Source organism: Mucilaginibacter sp. P4_G9 (genome assembly GCF_056400985.1).
The window spans coordinates 1-10,989 of record NZ_JBFUKF010000175.1 but is presented as its reverse complement, the minus strand read 5'-3'; the positions used below and the strand labels follow the sequence as shown (position 1 = coordinate 10,989).

General features: G+C 40.9%; 10 protein-coding genes, 1 tRNA gene and 1 pseudogene. 10 read left to right on the top strand and 2 right to left on the bottom strand.

The window, feature by feature from the left end:
• Nucleotides 1–1,248, top strand: a 1,248-nt coding sequence (locus tag AC1DPZ_RS15490) for a hypothetical protein (RefSeq protein WP_477404931.1), incomplete at its 5' end; no start/stop codon positions are given.
• A 203-nt stretch (nt 1,249–1,451) separates the two neighbouring features.
• Here AC1DPZ_RS15490 and AC1DPZ_RS15485 read toward each other — a convergent pair.
• Both AC1DPZ_RS15485 and AC1DPZ_RS15480 read right to left on the bottom strand, forming a co-directional pair.
• Nucleotides 1,452–1,538, bottom strand: a tRNA-Ser gene (locus AC1DPZ_RS15485).
• Between the two features lie 84 nt (nt 1,539–1,622).
• The gene (locus tag AC1DPZ_RS15480; protein ID WP_477404929.1) at nt 1,623–3,692 is read right to left on the bottom strand and encodes an HD family phosphohydrolase; all 2,070 of its coding nucleotides are present in this window, start codon (nt 3,690–3,692) and stop codon (nt 1,623–1,625) included.
• Nucleotides 3,693–3,809: 117 nt separating this feature from the next.
• Between AC1DPZ_RS15480 and AC1DPZ_RS15475 the strand changes: the two genes are divergently transcribed.
• From AC1DPZ_RS15475 to AC1DPZ_RS15435, 9 genes and pseudogenes are all read left to right on the top strand, one after another.
• Nucleotides 3,810–4,667 carry an SPFH domain-containing protein gene (locus AC1DPZ_RS15475; protein WP_477404926.1) on the top strand — a complete coding sequence of 286 codons (858 nt, stop codon included), beginning with the start codon at nt 3,810–3,812 and terminating at the stop codon, nt 4,665–4,667.
• Nucleotides 4,668–4,671: 4 nt separating this feature from the next.
• A complete protein-coding gene (locus tag AC1DPZ_RS15470) occupies nt 4,672–5,205 on the top strand; it encodes a hypothetical protein (protein ID WP_477404924.1) in 534 nt (177 codons plus the stop codon).
• 1 nt (nt 5,206) lies between these two features.
• Nucleotides 5,207–5,377, top strand: a complete 171-nt coding sequence (locus AC1DPZ_RS15465) for a type II toxin-antitoxin system antitoxin (protein WP_477404922.1) — start codon at nt 5,207–5,209, stop codon at nt 5,375–5,377.
• The gene (locus AC1DPZ_RS15460; RefSeq protein ID WP_477404920.1) at nt 5,377–5,892 is read left to right on the top strand and encodes a hypothetical protein; all 516 of its coding nucleotides are present in this window, start codon (nt 5,377–5,379) and stop codon (nt 5,890–5,892) included. Before AC1DPZ_RS15465 ends, AC1DPZ_RS15460 begins: the two co-directional genes overlap by 1 nt.
• Before the next feature lie 75 nt (nt 5,893–5,967).
• Nucleotides 5,968–7,146 carry an acetyl-CoA C-acyltransferase gene (locus AC1DPZ_RS15455; protein ID WP_477404918.1) on the top strand — a complete coding sequence of 393 codons (1,179 nt, stop codon included), beginning with the start codon at nt 5,968–5,970 and terminating at the stop codon, nt 7,144–7,146.
• Between the two features lie 101 nt (nt 7,147–7,247).
• Nucleotides 7,248–8,174 (top strand): hypothetical protein, encoded by a 927-nt coding sequence (locus AC1DPZ_RS15450; RefSeq protein WP_477404916.1) that lies wholly within the window; start codon nt 7,248–7,250, stop codon nt 8,172–8,174.
• Between the two features lie 131 nt (nt 8,175–8,305).
• Nucleotides 8,306–9,805, top strand: a complete 1,500-nt coding sequence (locus AC1DPZ_RS15445) for a POT-type proton-dependent oligopeptide transporter (RefSeq protein ID WP_477404914.1) — start codon at nt 8,306–8,308, stop codon at nt 9,803–9,805.
• 49 nt (nt 9,806–9,854) lie between these two features.
• Nucleotides 9,855–10,586, top strand: coding sequence for a polyprenol monophosphomannose synthase (locus AC1DPZ_RS15440; protein WP_477404912.1), 732 nt, complete (start codon nt 9,855–9,857; stop codon nt 10,584–10,586).
• A 176-nt stretch (nt 10,587–10,762) separates the two neighbouring features.
• A pseudogene (locus AC1DPZ_RS15435) lies at nt 10,763–10,989 on the top strand (Holliday junction branch migration DNA helicase RuvB); the annotation flags it as partial.

Genomic DNA, 10,989 nt, shown 5'->3' with positions numbered 1-10,989 from the left:
CTCATGAAAGACGAAATATTAACCCACCTAAACGACCCTAAGCAACTCGAAAAGATGTACCGGACTAACAAGGCGTCATTTAAACGATCGTTCGGTGCATTATACCCGGAGCTAAAAGGCAATCCACTCGCTGATTTCTGGAATGAAAGGCTGAATTACGAAATTGATGAGATCAACTGGGGCACAGGCAGTGAATTATTATTTGTGATAATTGCTTCACTGGTGGCTGGTGTTATTGCGAAGCTACCGGCATTTTTGTCAATAGATGAAGAGTTTTTCTATCCCAGGAACATCGGTTTTATCGTTTTCCCGCTGTTAACGGTTTACTTTGCCTGGAAGAACAAATTATCAACCATAAAAATTGCTTTTATTGTTGGCGCAACCCTTGCAGGTTTGATCTTTATCAATTTCCTTCCTCAGGTTAAGAAAAGCGATACCCTGATCTTATCGTGCCTTCATTTACTCTTATTCCTATGGTCGATATTAGGCTTTGCTTTTATTGGTGAGCAGAGAAATAACGACAGTAAGCGGCTCAGCTTTTTAAAGTATAACGGCGACCTAATCGTGATGACAACCCTCATCCTGATAGCAGGCGCTATAATGRGCGGTATAACCATCGGGCTTTTCTCGCTGATCGGTTTTCATATTGAAGAGTTTTATTTCAAAAATATTGGAATTTTCGGGCTTGCCGCTGCACCAATTGTTGGCACCTACCTTACCCAGACCAATCCACAATTGGTAGGTAAGGTTTCCCCTGTAATCGCTAAACTATTTAGTCCCCTGGTAATAGTAATGCTGGTAATTTACCTTATTGCAATAGTTTATTCGCACAAAAACCCTTATAACGACCGCGAGTTCTTGCTGATCTTTAATGTATTACTGGTTGGCGTTATGGCCCTTATCTTTTTTTCTGTTGCCGAAACATCTAAGACCACTAAAAGTTATACCCAGATCTGGGTTCTTTTTCTGCTATCTGTTATAACCATAATAGTTAATGGTGTTGCGCTCTCTGCCATTTTGTTCCGGATCTCAGAATGGGGCATCACACCAAACAGGACTGCAGTCCTGGGTGCTAATGTCTTAATTTTAGTAAACCTGCTCTTAGTTGCTGTCCAACTTTTCAGGGTACTTTCAAAAAAAGCTGACATAGTCAGGGTCGGGAAAGTCATTGCGTTCTACCTACCCATTTACATCGCATGGACAATTATTGTGACCTTTATATTTCCATTGATATTTGGGTTTAAATAAAGAAACAAAACCAAATATTGATCAACAAATTAAAAAGTCAAGACCCCAACCCTACTTAATATATCGTAATTCAGTGAATTATCCTGCTTTTTGGTGAGTAAATCTTGATCTTTTATTGGGCTATTTTGAGAATCCCACATAATAAAAAAGCCTGTAAATCATACGATTTACAGGCTTTTGTTTTTGTTTGATATCGCTATCAGCGGTGAGGGAGGGATTCGAACCCTCGGTACAGTTTCCCGTACGTCAGTTTAGCAAACTGATCCTTTCGGCCTCTCAGGCACCTCACCGTGTGTTTTTTTTAAATAGATTCCCTTTTTTCGGGATTGCAAATATAGCAATTCAATGTTCCCGTCAAAAAAAAAATTCGATTTCTAATAATCTATTCGCACATGGTAGATACTCATCAGCATCCGCTTAAAAATAGTTTTAATAGTTTCAATATCTTTCAAAGTTATATTGCTGTCTTTCAACTGGTTCTGATCTAATTTGTATTTTACTATCCTATCAACCAAAACACTTATTGATTCTTCATCCGGCTCTTTTAATGAACGCGAAGCTGCTTCAACCGAGTCGGCAAGCATCAAAACACCTGCTTCTTTTGAAAAAGGGATAGGTCCGGGGTACCTAAAAATGTTTTCATTGATGAATTTCTCGGGAAAATTCTTCAATGACGACTGATAAAAATAGTCAACCCGGGTATTGCCATGGTGGGTACGGATAAAATCAATAATAACTTCGGGCAGGTTGGCTTTGCGTRCCATTTCAATCCCCTTGCTAACATGCCTGATGATCACCTGGGCGCTCTCTTCATACGGCAGCTTATCATGCGGGTTAAAGCCCGAACTTTGGTTTTCAATAAAAAACAATGGATTTTCCATTTTACCAATATCATGGTACAATGCTCCTGCCCTAACCAGTAAAGCATTCCCACCAATGGTGTAAATGGCATTCTCGGCCAAATTTGCCACCTGCAAAGAGTGCTGGAAAGTGCCGGGAGCCGTGAAGGCCAGTTCGCGCAATAATGGCGCATTGGTATTGGTAAGCTCAATGAGCGTAATATCTGATGTAAGAGCAAAGATCTTCTCAAATATGTAGATCATTGGGTAAGCCAGCAGGGTAAGCAGCACGCTTACCACAAAAGGCAGAAAATCCATCCAATCGATATCCAAAAATGTTCCCTCCCTGATAAAAGTAATACCCAGGAAAGCCGCAAAATAGGTAAAGATGATAATGGCAGCCGAAATGAGGAACTGCTCACGACGAATAAGGTTCTTAATACTATAAATAGATACCATCCCGGCCGTGATCTCGTAATAAGCAAATTCAAAGCTATTGGGAACAAAAAAGCCGGCTATTAGTACCACCAGCAGGTGAATATTAAGCGCCAAACGTGTATCAAACAAAATACGGATGATAATTGGCACAATACAATAAGGGATATAATACAGGTTTGCCGGAAACTGCAGCTTTATGGCTGCCGATAAAGTTGCCAGCATAGCCGTAATAACCAGCAATATTAAACCCACCAGCCGGTTATCGGCATAAATATCCTTACGGAAAAGGTACAGGAATATCATCAATAGCGATATGGCTATAGATACCAGGAAAAACTGCCCCAGTAGTACCAGTGTATGGTTACCGTTTACCCGGGCATTGTTTTCAAAAGCCTTTTTATACGATTCTAATTTCTGGTAAACATCATCATTAATAACCGATCCTTTATAAACTATTACATCTCCCTTTTGCACCATGCCACGGGTTATGGAAAGCCCATCGTAAACCTCTTTTTCAAGGCGCAGGGTAAGGTTATCATCATAGTTTAAATTGCTCTGGATCCTGTTCTGCAGCAAATCAAGCATAAAAGCCTTATCTATATCCGTATGTTTGCTTAGTATCTTATCACAATACGTTAAAGCTTTTTCTTTGGTGAACAGCGCGTTGGTATTTTTATCGGTGGCTACATTTTTGTTTAAAATAGTTACCGGGTAATTATTGGCGTGCTGCAGGTATTTATCGTTCAGTTTTAAAATACCGGTATCATACACTTCTTTTAATAAAGCGACACCAACCTCTGTATATTTTGTTTTAAAGCGATCATTGATGCCGGCATTATGCCATTTTATTTCAAGGTCGCTTTTAAAACCCTCTATCTGCTGACCTTCAGTGGCTGCATCAAGCTGGTATATAGGAGTGATACTTTCGTAAGCAGTTTTCTTTTCGTTATCAATTTCCTGCGCGGTTTTTAGTATAGCAAAATTATAGGGCGATACCAGGTCCTTCTGGTTCCAGATGCGTCCTTTTTCGTACTCATAGCTAAATTTTGCCTGCTTGGGCAAAAAGAAAACGATAAGGCTGATGCTGACCAGCATCATCAAAAACTTAACATTACGGGCGTATTTACGCATTAAGGCCTTTTGCCGCGAGGTGGATAGCTTTGCCATTTGTTTAATTAACCGCTCAAAATTAATATAAGTTTCTGTTATATGGACTTTTTCTTGCTTTTATCAAATCAATTATGATATCTTTGTGATATCATTTTAAAATCAATTTAAATCATCATGGATTCCGAAAAAATCATCAACCCGCCCTCTGGTTTTACGGCTTTTGCCTTACTGCTTGTTATGTTGGCAGTAGCCGCTGTTTGCTTATTTATTGGCGAAGAACCAATAGGGGCCATATTAGGCATACTGAGCTTTGTTTTTATACTACCCGGTTTGGTTATTGTAAACCCAAATGAATCAAAAGTGCTCACGCTTTTTGGTAAATATGTAGGTACGGTAAAAAAAGACGGATTTTTTTGGGTGAATCCTTTCACTGTAAAAAGAAAAGTTTCATTAAGGGCATTTAACCTTAACGGCCAGCAACTAAAGGTGAACGACAGTATTGGTAACCCAATTGAAATTGCTGCTGTAATTGTATGGCAGATAAAAGATACCGCCAGCGCTGTTTTCGCGGTTGAAAATTATATACAGTATGTGAACATACAAAGCGAGGCTGCTGTTAGGCACCTGGCCAACTCATTTCCCTATGATAACCTGGAGGATGAAACAGCCACAATCACCCTGCGCGGGGGTGCTGAGCATGTAAGTCTTTTATTGGAGAAGGAACTGAACGAAAGACTCGACCGTGCCGGTATCGAGGTTTTGGAGGCAAGAATCTCGCATCTGGCTTATGCGCCAGAGATTGCCCACTCCATGCTGCAGGTACAACAGGCATCGGCCATTATTGCTGCCCGCAGGCTGATAGTTGAAGGCGCCGTAGGTATGGTTGAAATGGCACTGAACRAACTATCCGAAAAAAATATAGTAGAGCTTGATGAAGAACGTAAGGCTGCCATGGTGAGCAACCTATTGGTGGTATTATGCGGCGACAGAAGTGTTAGTCCGGTTGTAAATACAGGCACCTTATACCATTAATAGGATGAACCAGTTTAGAAGCTTTGATCAGCTGCGTACCAGCGAGCTCTCCATAACAAGGAATGGATTTTTCCGGCCCGGCTTTGAGCTGACCGATGGTCAGTTTAGCTATGCCAAACTAAGCTATGCCAATTTATGGAAAACCACTACGATACTGGAGACGGCACAAAAAAAATGGATCATTAAACGCAAGGGAATTTTTAACCGGTCGTTATTGATCCATGACAATGATGGCATGGAAATAGGCATTGTTACTCCCGAAATATTATCGCGCAAGGTAAAACTGAGCATGAATAACGGCTTTGAAGCAATGTACTTAAACAAAAAAATATTTACGCGCACTTTTAGTTTAACCAGCGACCAATACGGCGATATACTGGATGTAAAAACCCTAATGTGGGGCTTTAAAAAACCATTTGAGATATCGGTTAACCTGGACAAGTTGAAAAGCATACCCGACCTGCCCTTACTTGCCTTGCTGGGGGTAAATTTAATTTTAATAAAACAGGCACAGGCCGCAGCCGCGGCGGGGAGTTGATATGGCTGAGAAAAAAGCATTTGTATTACGCATTAATCCTGATGTATTAAAGGAACTGGAAGCCTGGGCCGCCGAAGAATTCAGGAGCACCAACGGGCAAATAGAATACCTGATGCAGCAGGCTTTGCTTACACGTAAAAAAAGTGCGAAGAAGAAAAAAGGAACAGAGTGATGGAATATCAGGAGATAAAAGATATCAAAACTTTGTATCTGATTAGGCAGGACTGGTTTAACGGCGAATATTTTTTAACAAACAATATTAATAATTACGGCAAATTGATTTACGAAGGTTTTGCCAGGCGAACCGGAGCAGCCTCTATTGCAGGTAAAGGCTGGACTTTTGAATCAGAAGAGCCTTTATTTTACGGCAAAACAGAAGTATCTATAAAAGACAACAATAATAATCTGATAGGAAAGGCTGTTACAGAACATTCAGACACCTACCCTTACCTTATTATGAAAAATGGTTTTAAAGCCAAATTTGTAAGTATAAGTATGTTCAGCAATCAGTATGAATGGTTTTCAGAAAAATGGGGAACCATCATACGCATCAAAAGTCCATTTTTTTCATTAACAGACACCATAACTCTTTTTGAAAATAATATCCCGGATGACCTTATCCCCATGTTATGTTTTCTTAGCGGGCACCTATTAATTTCAATGAGGCGACGCAGAAGTACGGTTTAATAATTATTATGCACGCATAGCTTTTTACTCTCTTCAAAATAACTAAATTTGCCTCACCAATTTAATGAGGGACACATGAAAGAAGTAGTAATAGTAGCCGCTACCCGCACGCCAATAGGCAGTTTCGGGGGTAGCTTAGCCGCAATAAGTGCCGCACAGCTTGGTGCGCAGGTTATCAAATCGGCTGTTGAAAAGGCGGGTTTAAAGCCCGGTCAAATCCAGGAAGTTTATATGGGTAACGTAATGTCGGCCAATTTAGGGCAGGCGCCAGCTACACAGGCGGCCATATTTGCCGGTTTACCTTACTTACCTGCTACAACCGTCAATARGGTTTGCGCATCGGGCATGAAAGCTATTATGCTGGCTGCCCAAAGTATCGCCCTTGGTCAAAACGATATCGTGGTTGCCGGCGGGATGGAAAGCATGAGCAATGTTCCCTACTACCTTGATAAAGCGCGTAACGGTTACAGGTTAGGGAACGGACAGATCATCGACGGATTAGTGAAAGATGGCCTATGGGATGTTTATAACGATTATCACATGGGCTCTGCCGCCGAGCTTTGCGCCGTGGATTGCAACATAAGCCGGGAAGAGCAGGATGCCTTCGCCATAGAATCATATAACCGGGCACAAAAAGCGCAGGCCAACGGTAAGTTCAGGAATGAGATTACCCCTGTTGAACTTAAAGACAAAAAAGGCGACGTCAACTTATTTGCTGATGATGAGGAGCCCAATACGGTTAAATTTGATAAGATCCCTACTTTAAAACCCGTATTTAAAAAAGATGGTACAGTAACCGCAGCCAATGCATCAACCTTAAATGATGGAGCAGCGGCTTTGGTATTAATGAGCCGTGAAAAAGCTGATGAGCTGGGCATTACTCCCCTGGCCCGCATTGTATCATATGCCGATGCACAACAGGCGCCGGAGTGGTTTACCACAGCGCCATCAAAAGCAATTCCACTGGCCCTGCACAGGGCTGGTTTATCAGCAGACCAAATTGATTTCTTCGAGATCAACGAGGCTTTCTCGGTAGTGGCAATCGCCAATAACCAGCTTTTAAAGCTCGATCCGGCAAAAGTGAATGTTAATGGCGGCGCTGTAGCATTGGGGCATCCATTAGGTGCTTCGGGGGCACGTATCATTGTAACCTTAGTACATGTGTTACAACAAAACCAGGGCAAATTTGGCGCAGCCGGAATTTGTAACGGCGGAGGTGGCGCCAGCGCAATGGTTATCGAAAATTTACGTTAGTGGTAAACTTACGCTGTACATTATTGCTTCCCGCAATAACGTATGGCGTATACACATTAACAATAAATTATTACTTTTATAACTAAAACCCTTACCAACAAGTGATAAAAAAGCTTTTTGTATCCCTCCTATCCCTCCTGCTTTGTTTACATACCTATGCCCAGCACTCAGACGAGACCGCGCGCATCAAGCAGTTAAAGCTTTACGAGGATACACTTAAAACCCTGGGTAAAACTTTCATTAACAATGAAAACGATCTGGAACGTAAAAACGCCAATTACAAGTTTATTAAAACAATGGTAAGTGCTTTAAAAGTACCCAATTCCTTCCTTTACCATTTTGATTCGTTAAAAGCTATCAGCATCATTAACTCGCCCGACAATCGCTTCCGGATCTTAAGCTGGTCTATCATGAACCGGGATGGCAGTTACCGTTTTTATGGTACTGTGCAAATGAATACCGGTGGATTTTTAAAAATGTATCCCCTTGAGGATTATTCACCACTGCTAAAAAACCCCGAAGATTCTGTTACCGACAGCCATAAATGGTACGGAGCACAGTATTATAAAGTAATACCGGTTTATGCTCAAAAAACGTATTATGTTTTAATAGGCTGGAAAGGTAATACCGTAAAATCAAACAAAAGGGTTATTGATGTACTATCATTTAATGATGCCGGGCCCGTATTTGGCATGCCGGTTTTTGATGGTAATGGCAAAAGCCGTAAAAGAGTGATATTTGAATACGCCCGACAAGCCTCCATGCTGTTAAGGTATGTGCCGGAGCAAAATCTTATCATATTTGATCACCTGGCTCCCCCTGATGCCAGGCAAAAAGATAAGCCTGAAACTTTTGGCCCCGACCTCACTTATGACGGTTATAAATTAAAGAACGGCCGCTGGGTTTATGTTGAGCAGTTGGATATGCGCAATATTCCTGATAATGCCAGCAATACCGCCGAGAAGGAATACATCGACCCTAAAAAACAAGCTTTGAAAGACAAAAAACTTGTTCCAACATCACATTAATTTTAGAATTAAACCTACGTTAACGTTTAATAATCAAAACAATTCATACATAGTTTGTAACACTTTCGGTATTAAATTCTGATTTAAAAGATTTATACTAATTTAGGCCCAAATTTTATATTCATAACTAAATGCAGGAAAAAACAGCAGCACAGTCCAGGTCAATAGGTAAAATTCCAAGAGCAGTACCGTTCATTATAGGCAACGAGTTTGCAGAACGTTTTAGCTTTTACGGAATGCGGAGCATCCTCGCTGTTTTTTTGGTTCACCAGTTTTTCAGTCATGAAAACTCTGTTGAAGCAAATGCACATTCAAATAGCATTAATCACATGTTTTCAACCCTGGTGTATGCTACCCCTTTGCTTGGTGCAATCCTGGCCGACTGGTTTTTTGGTAAATACCGGGTTATCCTGATAGGTTCGCTTATTTACACCATAGGCCATTTCCTGTTATCAATGTTTGATACCAGCCTGGCCGGCTTCCAAACCGGCTTAATTATTATAGCCTTTTCGGCAGGTGCTATAAAATCATGTGTATCTGCCAATGTGGGCGATCAGTTTGATCATAGTAACCAGCACCTCATGAGCACCATTTACAGCTGGTTTTATTTCAGTATCAATGCAGGCTCCATGGTTAGCTTATTCCTGATCCCTTTAATTTACGATAAATTTGGCGCATCATGGGCGTTTGGCGTACCGGGTATATTAATGGCGCTTGCTACTGTAATCTTCTTCTCGGGCAGTAAAAGCTATGTAAAACTACCCGCAAAAGGCATCAATAAAGCAAATTTTGTATCGGTAAGCTTTTATGCGATGATATGGAGCTTCAGGAAAAAAGAAGCGGGCAAAGCCGCGTGGGCTTATGCCGAAGATAAATATGGTTTTGAAAAAGTAGATGGCATCAAAGCAGTTTGGCGTATAATGGCGGTGTTCGCTTTTATTCCTATATTTTGGTCGCTATGGGATATGAACAGTGCAGAGTGGGTACTGCAATCAACCCAGCTTAACCTGAGCCTGGGCATTTTTGGCTGGCATATTTTACCATCACAAATACAAACCGTTAATGCTGTGTTTTTGCTGGTGATGATCCCTCTTTTCAATTTCCTTTTATACCCTTTGGCCGAAAAGCTTGGATTAAAATTAACCCCGCTCCGTAAAATAGGTTTTGGGCTATTGGTTACAGCATTTAGCTTCGTTATCATCGCTCTGCTACAGGAAAAAGTTGATAAAGGCCTGCACCCGTCTGTTTGGTGGCAAATACTGGCCTATGTAATATTATCAGCAGGCGAAGTATTGGTTTCACTTGTTGGATTGGAGTATGCTTACACCCAATCACCCGTATCTATGAAAAGTACCATGACAGCTATCTGGTATTTCACCTATTCTGTGGGTTCATTTTTTAATACGGTGGTAAACAACAGCATTGCCAACCATGGTTATTTTGCCCGGTATACAGGTGCATCATTCTTTTGGCTTTTTGTAGGTATTTGCCTTGGATTTTTTGTGATCTTCCTTTTTGTTAGTCCAAGATTAAGAGAAAAGGCCTACCTGGTAGATGACGTATTAGCTAAGGGATTAGATATTCAGGATAATAAAGTAGTTCCAATTCATCCGGATAACCCAATTGTATAATAAAAATCGTTGTTTTGTGTTTTATTTCATTAAACATCAAAATTAATACGTGCCAGACAGTATTGTTATTATACCTACCTATAACGAAAAGGAAAATATAGAACGGATGATCCGTAAAGTATTTTCCCTTCCGCATGATTTTCATTTACTTATTATTGATGATGGGTCGCCGGATGGCACCAATGTCATTGTTAAAAACCTGATGAATGTTTATCCGGAGCAGCTTTTTTTAATAGAGCGGGCCGGTAAACAGGGCCTGGGAACAGCCTACATCCGTGGTTTTGAATGGTCCATCGAACATCATTATGACTATATTTTTGAAATGGATTGCGATTTTTCACACAATCCGGATGACCTGTTAAGATTAAGGCAGGCCTGCATTGACGGCGCCGACGCAACAATAGGCTCGCGCTATAGCAGTGGTGTAAATGTGGTTAACTGGCCTATGAGCCGGGTATTGATGAGCTACTTTGCATCGGTATATGTACGGTTTATTACCGGGATTGACGTAGCCGACTCAACAGCTGGTTTTATGTGCTATAAGCGTAAAGTACTGGAAACCATAAACCTGGATAAGATAAAATTTGTAGGTTATGCCTTCCAGATTGAAATGAAGTACACTACTATTAAACATGGTTTTAAATTAACAGAAGTCCCTATTATATTTACCGACCGCACCGCCGGCACCTCCAAAATGTCAACAGGTATTTTCAAGGAAGCATTTTTTGGAGTGATCCAGATGAAAATCAATAGTATTTTCAGGAAGTATCCCGAAGGATGATTGTTAGGTGAAAGGTGAAAGGTGAATTAACCAGGCAAAAACTTTACATCCTTTACCTTTCGATTTAACCCGAAAGAACCTTTTACCTTTCGCCCTTTACCTTTCACCTTAAAAGAAACAAACCTTTTACCTTTAACCTTTCGCCTTTCACCTAAAAAAAACTAATTTCGTTGGTAATGAATGAGCATCTTGATCCGGCGCCGGAACGTCTCAGCAATGCCGAACGTGATATTGAAAAAGTTTTACGTCCGCAGCAGTTTGAAGATTTTACCGGTCAGCATAAAATATTGGCCAACTTAAAAATATTTGTACAGGCTGCCCGCCAGCGTGGCGAAGCGCTTGACCATGTACTGCTACACGGCCCTCCCGGCCTGGGTAAAACTACCTTATCTTACATTATAGC

Coding starts and splice junctions, on each gene's coding strand:
- AC1DPZ_RS15470 (WP_477404924.1), top strand. CDS start 4,672: ATGAACCAGTTTAGAAGCTTTGATCAGCTGCGTACCAGCGAGCTCTCC.
- AC1DPZ_RS15465 (WP_477404922.1), top strand. CDS start 5,207: ATGGCTGAGAAAAAAGCATTTGTATTACGCATTAATCCTGATGTATTA.
- AC1DPZ_RS15460 (WP_477404920.1), top strand. CDS start 5,377: ATGGAATATCAGGAGATAAAAGATATCAAAACTTTGTATCTGATTAGG.
- AC1DPZ_RS15445 (WP_477404914.1), top strand. CDS start 8,306: ATGCAGGAAAAAACAGCAGCACAGTCCAGGTCAATAGGTAAAATTCCA.